This window comes from Alistipes sp. An31A (genome assembly GCF_002159425.1).
In the GTDB taxonomy this organism is placed as follows: domain Bacteria; phylum Bacteroidota; class Bacteroidia; order Bacteroidales; family Rikenellaceae; genus Alistipes; species Alistipes excrementigallinarum.
Genome location: NZ_NFIO01000004.1, coordinates 44,113 through 62,811, shown reverse-complemented (window position 1 = coordinate 62,811; position 18,699 = coordinate 44,113). Strand labels below are relative to the sequence as shown.

Annotated in this window: 14 protein-coding genes; 9 read left to right on the top strand and 5 right to left on the bottom strand. The window is 62.3% G+C overall.

The window, feature by feature from the left end; genetic code table 11:
• The first annotated feature begins 50 nt into the window (after positions 1-50).
• On the top strand, positions 51-812 hold the full coding sequence (locus B5F90_RS05340; protein ID WP_087361774.1) for a nitrilase-related carbon-nitrogen hydrolase: 762 nt from the start codon (positions 51-53) through the stop codon (positions 810-812).
• Positions 813-1,112: 300 nt separating this feature from the next.
• On the opposite strand, the gene B5F90_RS05335 is transcribed toward B5F90_RS05340, so the two are convergent.
• Positions 1,113-1,604 carry a hypothetical protein gene (locus tag B5F90_RS05335; RefSeq protein ID WP_106633424.1) on the bottom strand — a complete coding sequence of 164 codons (492 nt, stop codon included), beginning with the start codon at positions 1,602-1,604 and terminating at the stop codon, positions 1,113-1,115.
• Between the two features lie 585 nt (positions 1,605-2,189).
• Here B5F90_RS05335 and uvrA point away from each other — a divergent pair.
• Together uvrA and B5F90_RS05325 are read left to right on the top strand one after the other, a co-directional pair.
• The gene (gene uvrA / locus B5F90_RS05330; protein WP_087361772.1) at positions 2,190-5,009 is read left to right on the top strand and encodes an excinuclease ABC subunit UvrA; all 2,820 of its coding nucleotides are present in this window, start codon (positions 2,190-2,192) and stop codon (positions 5,007-5,009) included.
• Between the two features lie 42 nt (positions 5,010-5,051).
• On the top strand, positions 5,052-5,594 hold the full coding sequence (locus B5F90_RS05325) for a DUF4251 domain-containing protein (RefSeq protein WP_087361771.1): 543 nt from the start codon (positions 5,052-5,054) through the stop codon (positions 5,592-5,594).
• A 206-nt stretch (positions 5,595-5,800) separates the two neighbouring features.
• Here B5F90_RS05325 and ispF read toward each other — a convergent pair whose 3' ends face one another.
• Positions 5,801-6,283 carry a 2-C-methyl-D-erythritol 2,4-cyclodiphosphate synthase gene (gene ispF / locus B5F90_RS05320; protein ID WP_087361770.1) on the bottom strand — a complete coding sequence of 161 codons (483 nt, stop codon included), beginning with the start codon at positions 6,281-6,283 and terminating at the stop codon, positions 5,801-5,803.
• 245 nt (positions 6,284-6,528) lie between these two features.
• Between ispF and B5F90_RS05315 the strand changes: the two genes are divergently transcribed.
• From B5F90_RS05315 to ald, 4 genes are all read left to right on the top strand, one after another.
• On the top strand, positions 6,529-7,356 hold the full coding sequence (locus B5F90_RS05315; RefSeq protein WP_087361769.1) for an SDR family oxidoreductase: 828 nt from the start codon (positions 6,529-6,531) through the stop codon (positions 7,354-7,356).
• A gap of 68 nt (positions 7,357-7,424) precedes the next feature.
• The gene (locus B5F90_RS05310) at positions 7,425-8,876 is read left to right on the top strand and encodes an aminoacyl-histidine dipeptidase (RefSeq protein ID WP_087361768.1); all 1,452 of its coding nucleotides are present in this window, start codon (positions 7,425-7,427) and stop codon (positions 8,874-8,876) included.
• Positions 8,877-8,998: 122 nt separating this feature from the next.
• The gene (locus tag B5F90_RS05305; RefSeq protein WP_087361767.1) at positions 8,999-11,434 is read left to right on the top strand and encodes a TonB-dependent receptor; all 2,436 of its coding nucleotides are present in this window, start codon (positions 8,999-9,001) and stop codon (positions 11,432-11,434) included.
• A 90-nt stretch (positions 11,435-11,524) separates the two neighbouring features.
• Positions 11,525-12,631: an alanine dehydrogenase gene (gene ald / locus B5F90_RS05300; RefSeq protein ID WP_087361766.1), complete on the top strand. Its 1,107-nt coding sequence runs from the start codon at positions 11,525-11,527 to the stop codon at positions 12,629-12,631.
• Between the two features lie 86 nt (positions 12,632-12,717).
• On the opposite strand, the gene B5F90_RS05295 is transcribed toward ald, so the two are convergent.
• From B5F90_RS05295 to B5F90_RS05285, 3 genes are all read right to left on the bottom strand, one after another.
• Complete coding sequence (locus tag B5F90_RS05295; protein WP_087361765.1) at positions 12,718-15,237, bottom strand: FAD-dependent oxidoreductase; 2,520 nt, start codon at positions 15,235-15,237, stop codon at positions 12,718-12,720.
• Between the two features lie 78 nt (positions 15,238-15,315).
• A complete protein-coding gene (locus tag B5F90_RS05290; RefSeq protein WP_087361764.1) occupies positions 15,316-15,681 on the bottom strand; it encodes a winged helix DNA-binding protein in 366 nt (121 codons plus the stop codon).
• A gap of 236 nt (positions 15,682-15,917) precedes the next feature.
• The gene (locus B5F90_RS05285) at positions 15,918-16,511 is read right to left on the bottom strand and encodes a DUF4251 domain-containing protein (protein WP_162607757.1); all 594 of its coding nucleotides are present in this window, start codon (positions 16,509-16,511) and stop codon (positions 15,918-15,920) included.
• A gap of 399 nt (positions 16,512-16,910) precedes the next feature.
• On the opposite strand from B5F90_RS05285, the gene B5F90_RS05280 reads away from it, so the two are divergent.
• Together B5F90_RS05280 and B5F90_RS05275 are read left to right on the top strand one after the other, a co-directional pair.
• On the top strand, positions 16,911-17,297 hold the full coding sequence (locus B5F90_RS05280; protein ID WP_162607756.1) for a MarR family transcriptional regulator: 387 nt from the start codon (positions 16,911-16,913) through the stop codon (positions 17,295-17,297).
• A 127-nt stretch (positions 17,298-17,424) separates the two neighbouring features.
• On the top strand, positions 17,425-18,693 hold the full coding sequence (locus tag B5F90_RS05275) for a TolC family protein (protein WP_087361762.1): 1,269 nt from the start codon (positions 17,425-17,427) through the stop codon (positions 18,691-18,693).
• Positions 18,694-18,699: the final 6 nt, after the last annotated feature.

Genomic DNA, 18,699 nt, shown 5'->3' with positions numbered 1-18,699 from the left:
CCATCGGCAGGAATTTTTGTTATATTTGTGTTAGCACACAAACAGTAACCATGAAAGTAGATGTAGCAATTTGCCAAGTTGATATGGAGTGGGAGCACACCTCCCGCAACCTTGCCCGGTTCGAACCTGCCGTTGCCGAGGCCAAGGCCGACATCGTCGTCCTGCCCGAAATGTTCGCCACCGGATTCAAGCTCCGGCCCGCCGTGGTGGCCGAGCCGATGGACGGCGAAGTGGTGACCACGATGCTCCGCTGGGCGCGCGAATACCGCAAGGCGGTGGTCGGCAGCGCCGTCATCTCGGAAGGGGGTCTCTTCCGCAACCGACAGTTCTTCGTCGAGCCTTCGGGCAAGATGACCTGGTACGACAAACACCACCTCTTCCGTCCGGGCGGCGAGGCGCGCGACTACGAACCCGGCCAACGGCGCGTCATCGTGGAGTACATGGGGCTGCGCTTCCTGCTGCTGGTCTGCTACGATTTGCGCTTCCCCGTATGGAGCCGCAACCGGGGCGACTACGACGCGATTATCTACAGCGCCTCGTGGGCCGACGACCGCCGCGAGGTGTGGCGCACGCTGCTGCGGGCCCGCGCCATCGAGAACCAGTGCTACGTCATCGGCGTCAACCGCGTGGGACGCGACCCCGACGCCGAATATGCGGGCGATTCGGCCATCATCGACTTCAAGGGGCGGACGCTGGTCGACGCCGGCTGCAGCGAGGGAACCCTCACGGCCACGCTCGACACGGAGCAGATGGCGGCCTTCCGCGAGAAGTTCCCCGCCTGGATTGACGCCGACAACTTCGAGCTGCGCTGACCCGAAGCCGGGTGCCGGGCAAAGGCACCGCCCCGAGGCCGGAGTGCCGCGCAAAAAAAGATACACCCGGGACGAGCCTGAGGCCCGTTCCGGGCTGTGTTGTATCCGGGAGATTCGGCTCCTGCATTACAAGAGAACCCACAGGATTGCAGCATTATGGCGATACAAACATGTGCAACCTCCAAATCGAACCGGGCGCGTGCAAATGCACGCGCCCGGTTTTTCCAACTCAAAGTATAATCACTGCGTACAATCCGTCAGCGGAATCCCCGCCATCGGATGCGGCAGTTTTTGATTGCTTTAGTCTCTTATCAGAGGAATATCCTGCCTTACAGAAGGTTCATCCGCCTGATAAAGCCGAGAAACCTTGGCGCCATAACCTTTGACTGTAACGGTATAACGAGTCCACAACCCGAATAGAACTCTCTTGCGTTTGGTCTCATATTGCGGATTTATGACCATATCATAATCCGTTCCTTCCAACGCTTTCGCCATGGCCATCGAACGAATGCGCTTGCCACGCAGACCAAAAATGGACTTGCTGTTGTTGGTAGTCAAGACCTCGGCATATTTACGCCCGCCGCTGACCTTTATGCCGAACAGATATCCGACACGGACCGTTCCTTCCAACTTTTCGGATGTATTGAAATTCAAATCGGCTCGAATCTCGTTAGGGTGCACTTCCGTATAGGCAAAGGGCGCAGAAGCGCAGGTTTTGCCCAATGTCGAACAACTTGAAAATGCAAACAGGGAAATAATTGCAATGATTCCAGTAAATATAATACGTTTCATACGTTGTCTTTTGATTTTGTTTTCATTTTATTTTCCGGTCCGTTGCAGTTTTCGGGAAGGGGCTCGGACAAATAAAAAACGCGGACCTTTAACTTCATTTGTTTCTGAGGTATCGCCAAACACCTTACTCCCAAACAAGTAAAAGCCCACGTTGGTAAACAACGTGAGCATCAACTTTTACTCTTGGGAGTTTCTTTAATTTGGCGATTTTCAGAAACAAGAATAGAAGCTAACGCTTTTTATGTCAATATGTCCCTAATTTACAAGGTCATTTCTTCATAGGCAGTCTTTTTTATCATTACAAAAATAGTGAATTATTTGATGCATCCAATGTACTCTGGTGTTTTTTTGTAAAAATGAACGCTGCACAAAACCATATCCGAACCCAATTCAATCCCGAGATATGCCCCTTCAACAAGATAAGCACATGAAAACGACTGACGAATCATCGAGACATGCACTCCGTCTCGGAATCTGCAAAGCTTCTTTTCCCGTTGAAAAAATCGGCTATCACGCGAAAATGTCGTATCTTTGCATGATTGCCGCTGCTCGCACCGAAAACCGTGCGGCGGCTCGTCCGCAAAGATGAAAAACGACACGATTCAGATATTCGGCGCACGGGTCCACAACCTCAAGAACGTGGATGTGGAGATTCCGCGCAACAAGCTGGTGGTCATAACCGGACTTTCGGGCTCGGGCAAGTCGTCGCTCGCCTTCGACACCATCTATGCCGAGGGGCAGCGCCGCTACATGGAGACCCTCTCGACCTATGCCCGCCAGTTCGTCGGCACGATGGAGCGTCCCGACGTCGACAAAATCACGGGCCTCAGCCCCGTGGTGGCCATCGAGCAGAAGACCACCAACAAGAACCCCCGCTCGACGGTAGGAACCGTGACGGAAATCAACGACTTCCTGCGTCTGCTCTACGCCCGCGCCTCGCGCGCCTATTCACCCGTCACGGGGGAGGAGATGGTCCACTATACCGACGAACAGATTGCCGCACTGATTGCCAAGGGGTTCGCCGGGAGGAAGATTGCGCTGATGGCCCCCGTCGTCAAGGGGCGCAAGGGCCACTACCGCGAGCTCTTCGAGAGCCTGGCCAAGAAGGGCTACATCTACGCCCGCATCGACGGTGAAATCCGCGAAATCACGGCCGGCATGAAGCTCGACCGCTACAAAATCCACACCATCGACCTGGTCGTCGACCGGCTCAGCATCACGGGGGCGTTCGACGACCGGCTGATGGCCTCGCTCAAGGAGGCAATGCACCAGGGCAAGGGGACGATGGCCGTCTATGACTACGGCACCGAACAGCTGCGCTACTTTTCACGCCACCTGATGTGCCCCTCGACGGGCATCGCCTTCGAGGACCCCGCACCCCATACCTTCTCGTTCAACTCGCCCAAGGGGGCCTGCCCCCACTGCAACGGACTGGGCGAGGAGGCGGTCTTCGACCTGAGGAAGATTATCCCCGACGGCTCGCTCTCGCTCCGGCAGGGGGCCGTCGAGCCGCTGGGCAAATACCGCAACAACATGCTCTTCGCCATCCTCGAGATGCTGGGCCGCCGCTACGACTTCACGCTCGACGACCCCGTGGAGAGCATCTCCGAGGAGGGGCTCAACGCCATCCTCTACGGCGACTCCGAGCCCCTCACGGTCAACCTGGCGGAGTTCTCCTCGGCGGGCGGCAACCATCTGATTTCGTGGGAGGGCGTCGCCGAGTACATCAGCCGCACGGAGGACGAGGATTCGAAGCGCGGCCAGAAGTGGCGCGAGCAGTTCCTCGTCTACCGCAAGTGTTCGGTCTGCGGAGGCACGCGGCTCAAGAAGGAGGCGCTGCAGTTCCGCATCGGCGGCAAGAACATCGCCGAGGTCTCGGCCATGTCCATCGAGGAGTTCTCGGAGTGGATGGTCCACATCGAGGAGCACATGTCGGAGAAGGAGCGCAAAATCGGACAGGAGGTCATCAAGGAGATTCGCGAACGGCTGCGCTTCCTCATGGACGTGGGGCTGGGCTACCTCTCGCTGGCGCGTTCGTCACGTTCGCTCTCGGGCGGCGAGAGCCAGCGCATCCGCCTGGCCACGCAAATCGGCTCGAAGCTGGTCAACGTCCTCTACATCCTCGACGAGCCGAGCATTGGACTCCACCAGCGCGACAACCAGCGGCTGATTCACAGCCTCGAGGAGCTGCGCGACGCCGGCAACTCGGTGCTGGTGGTCGAACACGACGAGGAGATGATGCGCGCGGCCGACTACATCGTCGACGTGGGGCCCAAGGCGGGCCGTCTCGGCGGGCACATCGTCGCCGCCGGCACGCTGGACGACATTCTGAAGTCCAACTCCATCACGGCCGACTACCTGACCGGCCGCCGCCGCATCGAGGTTCCCGCGACGCTCCGCAAGGGGACGGGGCAGAGCATCATCATCCGCGGCGCACGGGGCAACAACCTCAAGAACATCACGGCGGAGTTTCCGCTCGGAAAGTTCATCTGCGTGACGGGCGTCAGCGGCTCGGGCAAGTCGACGCTCATCAACGAGACGCTGCGTCCCATCCTCGCGCGGGAGCTCTACCGCTCCTACGACCAGCCGCTCGAATACGACTCCATCGAGGGCATCGAGCATGTCGACAAACTGGTCGTCGTCGACCAGTCGCCCATCGGGCGCTCGCCCCGCAGCAATCCGGCGACCTATTCGAACGTCTTCGCGGACATCCGCAAGCTCTTCGAAATGACGCCCGACGCCCAAATTCGCGGTTTCAAGGCGGGCCGTTTCTCCTTCAACGTGAAGGGCGGGCGGTGCGAGACGTGCCGCGGCGCCGGTGTGCAGACCATCGAGATGAACTTCCTGCCCGACGTCTACGTCCGCTGCCGGGAGTGCGGCGGCCACCGCTACAACCGCGAGACGCTCGAGGTGCGCTACAAGGGCAAGAACATCGACGACGTGCTGAACATGACGGTCAACATGGCGGTGGAGTTCTTCGAGAACATTCCCGCCATCCACCAGAAGCTGCGCGCCATCCAGGAGGTGGGGCTCGGCTACCTGACCCTCGGGCAGCCCTGCACAACCCTCTCCGGAGGTGAGAGCCAGCGCATCAAGCTCGCGGCCGAACTCTCGAAACGCGACACGGGACGCACGCTCTACATCCTCGACGAACCGACGACGGGTCTCCACTTCGAGGATATCCGCCAGCTGCTCGAGGTGCTCAACAAGCTCGTCGACCGGGGCAACACGGTGGTGGTCATCGAACACAACCTCGACGTGGTGAAGGTCGCCGACCACATCATCGACATCGGCCCCGAGGGTGGCGCTGCGGGCGGAAGAATCGTCGCTGCAGGCACTCCGCATGAAATTGCGTGCACGCAAGGCAGTTACACCGGAGAATTTTTGCGGCGGATGGGGATTTAGGCACCGCTTTTGCATGGGAGTGGGGCATAAACCCCATATACCATGAAAAAAGTCATCCTCATCGTTGCCGGAGCGCTGCTCTGCGTCACGGCATGGACCGTCATCGGTCAGAAGAAAGTGTTGTCGCCCAAGGAGGAGCGACGCGAAGTACGCGAAAAGCGGCGCGCCGAACGGCTGGCCGAATTCGAGAAGTCGACCGACTCGCTCGTGCTCTCGCGCAACTTCCAGTTCAACCCCCAGACGATGCAGCGTCAGCCGGCCGGTCCGCTGCGCCAGCTGCTCAACCCCAACTTCAGCGTCAGCATCTGGGACGGTACGGCCGACATCTGCCTTCCCTACGTCAAGGGGTATGTGCCTCCCTACTACACGACCATCCTCAACTACACGGTGGGCAACCTGCAGGGCTACACCACCGAGCAGACGAACGAAGGGTGGATGGTGACCTTCTCGACGCCGCTCTTCTCGGCCTCGAACTACACCTTCACCTTCGAAATCTTCAGCCGCACGGGCGGTGCCAACCTGACCATCTCGAACCCCTGGTACAGCGACGTACAGTACACCGGCACGCTCTCGCAGCTCTATTGAGCCGCTGTCTGCGGTCGCCATCCGACCAAACCGCGCGAAAAAGAGAACGCCGTTCACGCATGATGAACGGCGTTCTCTCTTGTTTGTTTCCGCATCGGGGCGCGGAGATTTCCATATCGGGGCGGGGCAACGCCAGCGCCATCCGACGCAGCGCCGGGGCAGGGCAGGGTAGTCCTCTTCCCGCTCCGAGGTCGTCCGGCGCGGGGTCAGGCCTTGTAAATCAGCGCCACGGCCGAGGTCGAAACCCCCTCCTCGCGCCCCTCGAAGCCGAGGTGCTCGGTCGTCGTCGCCTTCACCGAGACGCGGTCGACGTCGACGCCCATCGCCTCGGCCATCGCCGCACGCATGGCGTCGATGTGGGGACGGAGCTTGGGACGCTGCATCGAAATCGTGCAGTCGACATTCCCGATTTCGTAGCCCCGCTCGCGGAGCATCGCCGCTACGCGGCGCAGCAGAATCTTCGAGTCGATGCCCGCATAGTCGTCCGACGTATCGGGAAAGTGCAGCCCGATGTCGCCCAGCGCCGCCGCACCCAGCAGCGCATCGCACAGGGCGTGTATCACCACATCGCCGTCCGAGTGGGCGATGCACCCCTTCGTGTGGGCAATCCGTACGCCGCCCAGCACCAGCGGCAGCCCTTCACCGAGGACATGCACGTCGTATCCGTGTCCGATTCTGAAATCCGTCATCTTTCAAACAGTTTTTTTTGCGGAGGGGCTGCCGCGCAGCAACACGCCAGCCGCACCTCCGTCCATTCCGGAACAAAGATACGAACTTGCAGCGGAATCCACGCGGTGACGGGCCGCTTTTTCACCGCACGGCACGAAGCTCCGCCGCGGAGCCGCCTCAGTCCGAGCGGCGAAACACCGCGGACGGTGCACATATTCCAAACTTTTTCTTATATTTGTACGATACAACAAAGAGTCCGGACCACATGGCAATACATCAGAACGAGGAGAGGGGGCCCGAAACGCAACCTGCGGGCCGCGGCACGGAGCCACTCACAGAGCAGGTCGAATACCGCTTTCCGGGGCGGCGCGTCTTCGTCACGGGCGGTGCCCGGGGCATCGGCCGCTCCATCGTCGAAGCCTTCTGCCGGGCCGGCGCCCGGGTGGCCTTCTGCGACATCGATACGGTGAAAGGAGCCCGTACCGCCGCAGAGACGGGAGCCCGCTTTGCCGAGGTGGACGTCTGCAACGGAGAGGCACTGGAGGACTGCATCGCGGAGCTGTTCGAAGCGTGGGGCGACCTGGATGTCATCATCAACAACGTGGGCATCAGCCGCTTCTCACCGCTTGTGGAGACCTCCGTGGAGGAGTTCGACCGGATTCTGGCCACCAACCTGCGCCCGGCATTCATCACCTCGCGGGCCCTGGCCCGCCACCGGACGGCCCACCCGCAGGCGAATCGCTACGGACGCATCATCAACATCGCCTCGACGCGCTACCTCATGAGCGAACCCGGCAGCGAGGGCTACGCCGCCTCGAAGGGGGGCATCCGCTCGCTGACCCACGCCCTGGCCCTCTCGCTTGCCCCGCTGCACGTGACGGTCAACTCTATTGCCCCGGGATGGATTGAGCATGCCAACTACGAAGGGCTCCGCCCCGAGGACCATGCGCAGCACCCGTCGGGCCGCGTGGGACGCCCCGAGGACATCGCCCGCCTCTGCCTCTTTCTCTGCGCCGAGGCCAACGACTTCATCGACGGCGAGAACATCACCGTCGACGGCGGCATGACCCGTAAGATGATTTACGTGGAGTGACCGCCCGAACGGAGCAGTTCGTCCGAAGAAACGGAAACAACCGAAAAACAACATAAAACAGATTCGCTATGTCATCTATCACCACTCTCGAACCCCGCATCGTCTGGGAGCAGTTCGACGCCATCACGCAAATTCCCCGTCCGTCGAAGAAGGAGGGCAAGATTATCGCCTTTCTGGTCGATTTCGCCAAGCGCCACGGACTCGAGTACCGCAAGGACGCCATCGGCAACGTGGTCATCTGCAAGCCGGCCACTCCGGGCTTCGAACAGCGGCCGACCGTCGTGCTGCAGTCGCACATGGACATGGTCTGCGAGAAGAACTCCGACGTGGAGTTCGACTTCGAGAAGGATGCCATCCGCCCCTACATCGACGGCGAGTGGGTCAAGGCCGAAGGGACGACGCTGGGCGCCGACTGCGGCATCGGCATGGCGGCTGCGCTGGCCGTGCTGATTGACCCCTCGGTGGAGCACGGACCCGTCGAGGCGCTCTTCACGGTCGACGAGGAGACGGGCCTCACGGGGGCCTTCGAGCTGGGCGAGGGGATGCTCACGGGCAAATACCTCATCAACCTCGACTCGGAGGACGAGGGCGAACTCTTCATCGGCTGCGCCGGCGGCATCGACACCATCGCCACGTTCCACTACCACGCCGAGGAGGCGCCGCTCAACTACACCTTCTTCCGCGTCGACGTGTCGGACCTGCTGGGCGGACACTCGGGCGATGACATCGACAAGGGCCGCGCCAACTCGAACAAGATTGTGGCCCGCCTCCTGTGGGAGGGGATGCAGAGCTTCGAGCTGAAACTCAGCTATTTCAATGGCGGCAATCTGCGCAACGCCATTCCGCGCGAGGCCTATGCCATCTTCGGCGTGCCGACGCGCTTTGCCGCAGAGTTCCGCAAGCGCTTCGCCCTCTTTGCCGAAGACATGAAGGCCGAGTTCCGCTTCCGCGAGCCCAACCTCCGCATCACGCTCAACGAGATGCCGCAGGTGGACAAGGTGCTCGACGCACGGACGCAGGCCGGACTCGTCTACTCGCTGGTGGGTGTGCCCAACGGCGTCATCGCCATGTCGTTTGCCGTTCCGGGGCTGGTGGAGACCTCGACCAACCTCGCATCGGTGAAGTTCGTCGGCGAAGAGAGCATCGTGGTCACCTCGTCGCAGCGTTCGTCGGTCGAGAGCGCCAAGACCTACGTCATGCAGATGGTCGAGTCGGTCTTCACGCTGGCAGGCGCCGACGTGGCACACTCGGACGGCTATCCCGGCTGGGCGCCCAACCCCGAATCGCGGCTGCTCGACATCACGGTCAAGAGCTACGAGCGGCTCTTCTCGACCGAGCCCAAGGTGCGCGCCATCCACGCCGGACTGGAGTGCGGACTCTTCCTCGAGAAGTATCCCGACCTGGAGATGGTCTCCTTCGGACCGACGCTCCGCGGCGTCCACTCGCCCGACGAGCGGCTCGAGATTGCTACCGTCGGCAAGTTCTGGGCGCTGCTCCTCGAGGTGATGAAGAACCTCTGACGCACTGAGCCCCAAGGGGCGAATCTGCGGGGCGACCTCCGTCGGGAGGTCGCCCCGCCGGTTTCGCCCGCCGCCCGTTCCCGACAACCGAACCCTCCGTCCCCCAAAAGCCGCCACACGCCATGAAGCGGAGCCACACGGCGCTTCTGGCCGCAGGACTGCTCCTCATCGGAACAACCTCGGCCCAGGAGCCGCTCGACAACTACTATCCCTACGAACAGCCCGACTACGAGGAGGAGTCCCGCCCGATGCTCCGCCCCGACTCGACGCTGTTCTACCGTGGTGTGGCGCTTGCCGAGGACCTCTATGGTCTGAACACAGACTTCCGCCTCTCGTTCGTCCGCTACCGGCGGCGCGGTCTGGCGTGGGATACGGAGCGGAACACGCTCCACGGCATCGAGCTCGATTACGATGCGCTCTCGGCGCTGCGGAATCTGGGGGCCGAGGAGTTGCGCACGGGCGGGCTCCACATGTCGGCCACGGTGGGCGATGCCGTGAACGGCAGCCGCGAGATGCGGCTTCCGGAGGAGGAGAGCGCCCCGTGGCACCGCGCATCGGTGACCTTCACCGGGCGCAACTACCTCTTCGGTGCGAAAATCGCGGCCGGGAGGCAGCTGGGTCATGGCTGGAGCGGAGCCGCGGCGCTCCACTACCGCACGGGGCGCGACCTGAGGGCCGAAGGGGTCTTCACCGACGGGCTGTCGATTGGCGTGAGGACCGCGAAGCGATTCGGCGAGGAGCACTCGCTCACGCTGCTGCTCGTGGCGGCGCCCTCGATGCGGGGGCTGCGCTCCCCGTCGACCGAGGAGGCCTTCACCCTCACGGGCGACCCGCTCTACAACCCGGCCTGGGGCTTTCAGGACGGCAAGGTGCGCAACTCGCACGTACGGCGTCAGTTCGAACCCTTCGCCGCCGCCATCTACCGGCGCCGTCTGAGTGGGGCAACCCGCCTCGAGGCGACGCTCGGTCTGCGCTACGGCTGGCAGTCCTACAGCTCGCTGGGGTGGTATAACGCCCGCACGCCGCTGCCGGACAACTACCGTTACCTGCCCTCCTATATCGGCGACCGCGCCACCGAGGAGGCCTGGCGCCGCAACGAGACGCGCTACACGCAAATCGACTGGGACGGCCTCATCGCCCGCAACCGGCTGGCCGACGGCGAGGCCGTCTATGCACTCGAGGAGCGCATGACGCGCACGGCCCGCATGCAGCTCGAGCTGCGGCTGACCACCGAGGTCGACTCCCGCCTGACGCTGCGCTACGGTCTGAGCGCGGATATCGACAACCGGCGCAACTACAAGCGGATGCGCGACCTGCTCGGCGCCCGCTATCTGACCGACATCGACCAGTATCTGGTCGACGACGACACATACAGCAACCTGCTGCAGAACGACCTGCGTCATCCCGACCGCCGAATCGGCGAGGGAGACCGCTTCGGATACGACTATGCGCTCCAGGCGCAACGCATCCGCGCCCACATCGATGCGGAGTACCGCACCGACCGGCTGACGGCACGGCTCCACGCCTCGCTGGGCTACGACCTCCACTTCCGGCAGGGATACTACGAAAAGGAGCTCTTCGCGGGCAGCGGCTCCTACGGCCGCTCGCGCGAATGCAGCTTTACGCCCTATCTGCTCAAGGGAGCCGCGGGCTGGGCCTTCTCGCCGCGCAGCTATCTGGAGCTGGTGCTCGCCACCGGAGCCCGCTCGCCGCAGAGCGAGGCGCTCTTCCTCCAGCCGCAGTACAACAACCGCCTGGTTGACAACCCCTCGACGGAGCAGTTCCATGCCATCGAACTCAACTACCGCCGCACGGGGCGCTACCTCTCGCTGCAGGCGTCGCTCTTCGCCGTGGCGATGTTCGACGGGCTGAAGACCCGGCGCTACTACGACGACCTGGCAGCCACCTACTGCGACCTGGTCGTATCGGGCATCGGGACCCTCTCGGCCGGAGCAGAGGCGGCGCTCGAGTGGCGGATGTCCCGGCGCTGGAGCCTCTCGCTCGCGGCGGCGGCCGCACGCTACAAGTACATCCGCAATCCGCGCGTGACACTCTACTCCGACGTGGACAACAGGCTCGTCGACGACCATGCCGAGAGCCACATGGGCGGCTGCGTGCCGGGCGGAGCTCCGCAACTGAGCGGCTGCCTCCAGGTGCGCTATTTCGGGCCGCGGGGCTGGGGCTTCCGCCTTTCGGGCAGCTACATCGGCGCACGCTATGTCGAACCCTCGGAGGTGCGCCGCACGGAGCGCGTGGCACGGCAGGGGGCCCTCTCGGAGGAGCTCTACGAACGCTTCACCACACAGGAGCGGCTCGGCGACGTCTGCTCGCTCGACGCCTCGCTCTTCAAGAGTTTCTACTTCACCCGCTCGCGTCTGAGTATCTCGCTCATGCTGAACAACCTGCTGGGCGGACGCAACGCCGTATACTCGGCCTACGAATCGCTCCGCGTGCGGCGCAGCTACAGCGGCGACACGGAGGTCTTCACGCCGTTCGACACTCGTCTTCTACACATCTATCCCCGCACGTTCTACCTTACGGTCTCTTACAAATTTTAAGTAAATATTAAATTTTTGCGCCGAATTTGGAGCTTTTGGCTAATTTTTTATAATTTAGAGTGACCAAAAAACCAAAACTTACTATCTACAATGATTATCGGTATTCCCAAAGAGATTAAGAACAACGAGAACCGCGTTGCTCTTACCCCCGCAGGTGCCCACGAACTGACCAAACGGGGCCACAAGGTATATATTCAGGCTACGGCCGGCGTCAACAGCGGCTTCCCCGACGAGGCCTATGTAGCTGTCGGTGCGGAGATTCTGCCCACCATCGAAGAGGTCTACACCCGGGCCGAGATGATTATCAAGGTCAAGGAACCGATTGCTCCCGAATACAAACTCATTCGCAAGGACCAGCTGGTCTTCACCTACTTCCACTTCGCCAGCAGCGAAGCGCTCACCCGTGCGATGATTGAGAGTGGCGCCGTCTGCTGCGCCTACGAAACCGTCGAGCGTCCGGACCGTTCGCTGCCGCTGCTGATTCCCATGTCGGAGGTTGCCGGCCGCATGTCGACCCAGGAGGGATGCTACTTCCTCGAGAAGCCGCGCGGCGGCAAGGGCAAGCTGCTCGGTGGCGTTCCGGGCGTGAAGCCTGCCAAGGTCTTCGTCATCGGCGCCGGCGTGGTCGGCACGGCTGCAGCCCGTACGGCCGCCGGAATGGGTGCCGACGTGACCATCTGCGACATCTCGCTGCCGCGTCTGACCTATCTGGCCGACGTCATGCCGCAGAACGTCAAGACGCTCATGTCGTCGGAGTACAACATCCGCGAGGAACTCAAGACGGCCGACCTGGTGATTGGTTCGGTGCTGATTCCGGGCGCCAAGGCCCCGAAGCTGGTGACGCGCGACATGCTGAAGCTCATGGAGCCCGGCACGGTCATGGTCGACGTGGCCATCGACCAGGGCGGCTGCTTCGAGACGTCGCATCCCACCACGCACGAGGAGCCCGTATACTACGTCGACGGCATTCTCCACTACTGCGTGGCCAACATCCCGGGCGCCGTGCCCTACACCTCGACGCTGGCGCTGACCAATGCCACGCTGCCCTACGCCATTCAGCTGGCCGACAAGGGGTGGCGCCGCGCCTGCAAGGAGAACCACGAGCTGGAGCTGGGCCTCAACGTCGTACAGGGCAAGGTGGTCTACAAGCCCGTTGCCGAGGCCTGGGGACTTCCCTACGAGCCGCTGGAGCTGTAAAGCCTCTGCACACCAAACACAGAGAGGGCTTCCCCGACCGGGGAAGCCCTCTTTTCATGCACGGCGGCAGGCACCGCTCCCGAACGTCAGATAAAGAGGTTGACGTTCGCCTGCTCGGCCTGCTCGAGGTAGGCGGCCACGCCGCCCAGCGTGACGTTGTCGAGCAGCTCCTCGCGGCGGATGCCCATCACGTCCATGCTCATCGTGCAGGCAATCATCTCCACACCGTTATCGGCCGCCTGACGCATCATCTGCTCGAGGCTGTCGATGCGCTTCGTCCGCATGACGTGGCGCATCATCCGGCTGCCCAGTCCGAAGAAGTTCATCTTCGAGAGGCTCAGCCGACGGCTGTCCGAAGGCATCATCCATCCGAACATGCGGCCGAAGAGGTCCTTGGCCACCGAGGGCTTCTGCTGCTTCTTGATGATGTTCAGTCCCCAGAAGGTGAAAAACATCGTCACATGCTTGCCGGCCGCCGCGGCCCCATTGGCTATCACGAAGGAGGCCAGCGCCCGGTCCAAATCGTCGCTGAAGACAATCAGCGTCTTGCCGTCAGCCGCACCGGAGGGTGAGGGGGAGGCGCCGCAGCATGCCGGAGCGGCCGCAGCCTCGCCCTTGCTCACCGTCGCCTCGACGATGCCTCCGTGCTGCTCGACCCCTTCGAGCCGGGCCCCGGTCATCCGGCACCACGAAACGACGTCGCGGGCAAAGGCCTGGTCGGTGGCGCGAATCCGCAGCCGTCCGCCGACCGACAAACCCTCATAGCAGCGCTTGAGCTGCATGACGGGCCCGGGGCACATCAGCCCGCAGGCGTCGACCTCAACCACCTCGCCGCAGCCGCACGCTGCGGAGGTTGCCGGAGCCTCACTGCCCACCGAGCCATCCTCCGAGACCGGAGCCGCTTCGGCCGCACGCCGGGCCGACGTGCCCTGTTCACCGCCGCCGTTGGGAGGGGTGAGGGGCGCCGTGGCGGCGAGCCAGGTCCGGTAACCGCCCGAGAGGTTGCGCACGTCGTCGAATCCATGCTGCGTGAGGATGCGCGAGGCCAGATAGCCGCGCAGGCCGACGGCGCAGGTGACGACCAGAGGCCGGTTGCGGGGCAGTTCGTCGAGGTGCTCGCGCAGCTCGTCAAGCGGAATGTTGACAAAGCCCGGGATGGAGCCCAGCTCGTATTCGGCCCGCGTCCGCACGTCGATGCGCACGGTCTCTTCCGGAAGCCCGGCCACCTCGCGCCAGTGGAGCGTGCGGCACTTGCCCGTGAGGATGTTCTCGGCCACGTAGCCGGCCATGTTGATGGGGTCCTTGGCCGAGGAGTAGGGGGGTGCATAGGCGTGTTCGAGCTCGGTGAGGTCGTAGACCGTGCCGCCCCGCTGGATGACCTGGGCAGCCATCTCAATCCGCTTGTCCACACCGCCGTAACCGACAATCTGCACGCCCAGCAGCCGCCCGCTGTCGGGGGCAAAGACCACCTTGATGCTCATCGGCACGGCACCGGGGTAGTAGCCGGCGTGCGACGAGGAGTGAGTATAGGAGGAGCAGTAGGGGATGCCCTCGCGCTGCAGCTGGCGGGCATTCATGCCGGCCGTGGCCACCGTCAGGTCGAAGACCTTGGCAATCGAGGTGCCGATGGAGCCGGAGTAGGTGCTCTTGTCGCCGAAGACGATGTTGTCGGCCACGATGCGGCCCTGCTTGTTGGCCGGGCCGGCCAACGGAATCATCGTCGGACGTCCCGTCACGGGGTTGAGCACCTCGACCACGTCGCCCAGCGCATAGATATCGGGGTCGGAGCTCCGCATGCGGTCGTCGACGACGATGCCGCCGCGGGCGCCGAGCCGGAGTCCCGCCTCGCGGGCCAGCCGGTTCTCGGGCCGTACGCCGATGCTCAGCAGCACCATGTCGGCCTCGATGCGGGCACCGCTCTGAAGGTGCACCGCAACGGCGGCCCCCGCATCCTCGAAGCGGACCACCCCTTCACTCAGACGAAGGCCCACGCCCTTGTCCTGGAGGTGACGGTGGACGATGGCCGCCATCGAGAAGTCGAGCGGAGCCATCACCTGCGGCGCCATCTCGACCACATCGACATGAAGACCCGCCTCGTGGAGGTTCTCGGCCATCTCAAGACCGATGAACCCGCCGCCGACCACCACCGCACGCCGGGGCCGCTCGCGAAGCAGATACTCCTTGATGGCATCCGTGTCGGGCACGCTGCGCAGCGTGAAGATGCGCCGGTCGTCGATGCCCTCGATGGGCGGACGCAGCGGTTCGGCACCGACCGAGAGCACCAGTTTGTTGTAGGGCTCCGTATAGAGTTCGCCCGTGGCCAGGCGCCGCACCTCGACCAGCCGCTTTTCACGGTCGATGCGCACCACCTCCTGCTCAGTGCGGATGTCGATGCGGAAGCGTCGGGTGAACCCCTCGACGCTCTGCACGAAGAGTTTGTTGCGGTCGGCAATCGTTCCGCCGATGTAGTAGGGCAGTCCGCAGTTGGCATAGGAGACATACTTCCCCCGCTCGAAAAGCACGATGTTCGCATGCTCGTCCATTCGGCGCAAACGGGCCGCAACGGTGGCTCCGCCCGCCACGCCCCCGACAATCAGATAATTCATGTTGGTCTTCGTTTTTTGTTGTTTATTTGACAATATACATATTTCTTACTGGAAAATATTCGGGTAAAAAAGAGCGTCTCAGGCCTGCTCCATCGAACGCCTGAGGGCATCGAAGAGCGCCTTGCAGGGAAGACCCGAGGCCATCGTCCCCTCAATCTTGGCACGCCCCTCATCGGTGAGCGAGAAGACCATCTGCCGCTTGTCGTGCGGAGCGATTTCCCGCCGCACGTAGCCCTTGTTTTCGACCGCCGTGATGACCTTCGAAACCCGCGAATTGGAGAGACCGACATACTCGCTCAGCGCACCAGCCGTGCGGGTCTCTCCCTCCCTGAGGGCGCAGAGCACCATCGCCTCGTTGATGGTGATGCCGTGCTCGTCGGCAAAATCGCGCTCGAAGCGGTACAACGCCTTATAAATATCCTTGATAACACAAATCCGTTCCATAATCCCAAATCAATTCGGAAGCAAAGGTAATAATATTTTCATATCGGACAAATTTTCCAGTGGAAAATATTTTCATGTGGGGGAGGGACGGTTTTTTAGGGCCTTTTTTCAAAGAGGGCGGACAATCTGAGTAGAAAATACCATAAAAAATCCCGGCCGCTCGATGCAGCCGGGAGCAAATTCATCTTATCAAACATTAAACAGCGGACCGCGTCACGCAACCGCTCCGTCGCGCATCAGAGCGACGCGCCCTGAACTACCTGACGCCGGTCATAGGGGACCAGCCGCCCGTTGAGCGTAATCCGCTGCGAGCGGTAGATGGACTCGACAAGCAGCGAGGCGCGGTTCGTCCCCTCGGGCAGCGAGATGGTCACCATGGCCGAGATACCGACTCCCGTCACGGTCATCGTGAAGAGCGTCGTACCCTGCCGGTCCTTCTCGATTTTCACGCTCGAAGCCTTGCCCTCGACCGTAATGCCCCCCACACCGTTCGGACCGCCGCTGTTGAAGGGGGCAATCTGTACGACGGCCTCATCGTCATTCGTGAGCGAGACGAAGTTCGTCGTATTAGTGACGAAGGCCGTTCCGCCCCGTTTAAAGACCAGCTGGTCGGCCGCCAGTATGAAGTTCCGGTCGTTGAGCGCCTGCACGGCTTGGGCATAGTCGACCGAATCCTGAATCGCTTCGAGCTGCTTGCGGACCTTGCGCTTCTGGGCCCGCGTCAACTCCTCCTGCTGCGGTGCCGGCGATTCGGCGCGTGCGCTCGACGTCGCGCCGAAGCTCAATGCCAGCATCAGAATCAATGCCAACAACATTTTTCTACGTTTCATTTTAAACATCATTCTACACATTTCATGCAACACCAGACGTCATGCGGCCGCCTTACGGAAAAAAGTCCCGCCGAAGGGGTAGGGCACCCCGGCCGCATCTGCTGTTATAACGGGGAAAAGCCCCCTTTTATTGCACGGCGCAAAGCGGGAAAAGGGCGACAGCATGCAGCAGAAAGGGCCCGCAGGGCAATTTTATCAGCAAACGGGCCGGCAAGAGGACCCGGCAAGAGGCAGACACTCGCCGCAAAGGTCTCGCTATGAGCCCCGAGGGGCGCAAATTAGTCAAATATTTGACCATTTGCAGGCGATTTGCTATCTTTGCAGCCGCAAACACTCTCCTCCATGAACAGGCCAGGCTCCGATTTCCGGAATCTATAACTGCTCATCGTACGTGCCCGCATGGCATTCCGCCGCTACATTCAGCGCACGTTGAAAGAGCACGGCATCGGCATCACCTTCGAGATGCTGCAGGTGCTCAGCTGCCTGTGGCGCGACCAGGGCATCGCTCAGCAGACGCTCGCCGAGCGAATCATCAAGGACAAGGCGAGTCTGAGCAATCTGCTCAGCAACCTCGAGCGCAAGGGCTACGTCTGCCGCCGCGAGGATGCGTCGGACCGCCGCAACAAGCTGGTATACCTCACCCCCGCAGGCGAGGCTCTCTGGCAGCGGCTCCTTCCGATTCTCGACGACGTCTACAACCAGGCGGAGCAAATCATCGGACCGGAACGCATCCGTACGCTCTCCGAAGAGTTGGAAGAGATACACAACAGACTGGAAAATGCGTAAAACACTCAACTCAGCAATCATCCTCGCGGCACTGCTGTCGTCAGGCCTTGCGTGCCGGGCCCAGGAGCCGTTTCCGCAGCCGGCCGCGGATGCCGCAACGGAATACGACCGCACCGTCGCGGCGGCCATGGCGGACACTGCGGCCCTCGCGCATCGCGACTCGCTCTTTCTGAGTGTCGAGCAGCTCTTCGAGCAGGGTGTCCTCCACAGCCTTCAGCTTCAGGCCGATGCCATGGAGGAGCTGGCGGCCGGCGAGCGCGAACGCACGGCCCGCACCGAGCGCTATCCAGACCTGCAGGTGGGATTCAAGGGGGGCTTTGTCGGCCAGCCCGTCGTCTTCCGGCACGGACTCACGGGAGCCTACCGTCCCGACTCGCCCGACTGGTCGCAGAACTATGTGGTGGACTTCGCCCAGCCGCTCTACCAAGGCGGACGCATCCGCTACACCATCCGCAAGGCTGACCTTGAGAAGCGTCTTGCCGTGCTCCGCACCTCGGGGGACCGCGCCGAGGTGAAGCTGAGCCTGCTCGACCAGTATCTGCAGCTCTTCACGCTCTACCGCGAGCAGGAGGTACTCACGCGCAACATCGAGGAGTCGGAGCTCCGCCTGCGCGACATCCGCCGGATGAAGGAGGAGGGGCTCATCACCAACAACGACGTGCTGCGCAGCGAGATGCAGCTGACCAACGACCGCCTCTCGCTCCGCGAGACGCAGAACAGCATCGAGCTGGCCTCGCAGCAGCTCGACATCCTGCTCGGGCTGGAGGAGACGCTGCTGCTGCGTCCCGACTCGACGCTGCTCTACAGCCGGCTGGAGATGGAGAGCTACGAAAGCTACATCGCCGAGGCCTATGCCAACGACCCCACGATGCGTCAGCTGCGCATGCAGACCGAACTGGCGCAGAACGACGTGCGGCTGACCCGCTCGGCCTCGCTTCCGACACTCTCGCTCTACGCCTCCAACACGCTGGCCCGACCCATCGCCCGCACGCTCGAGGATCTCTACAACAACAACTGGAACGTCGGACTGCAGATTTCCGTGCCGCTCTTCGCGCTCTACAAGAACCGCTACAAGGTGCGCGAAAGCCGCATTGCGGTCTCGCTGCGCCGCAACGCCGAGGAGCAGGAGATGCAGCGCATCCGCGTGCGCGTGCGCACCGCCTTCCTGCGGCACCAGGAGGCGCGTCAGCAGGTCGAGGCGCTCAAGCTCTCGGTCCGACAGGCCCAGGAGAACTACCGCATCATGCAGAACCGCTACCTCAACCAGCTGGCGATTCTGACCGACCTGCTCGACGCCAACAGCGTGCGGCTCAACGTCGAGCTGCAGCTCACGGCGGCCCGCACGCGCGTCATCTATACCTATTATCAACTCCAGAAGGCCTGCGGCCGGCTCTGACAACAC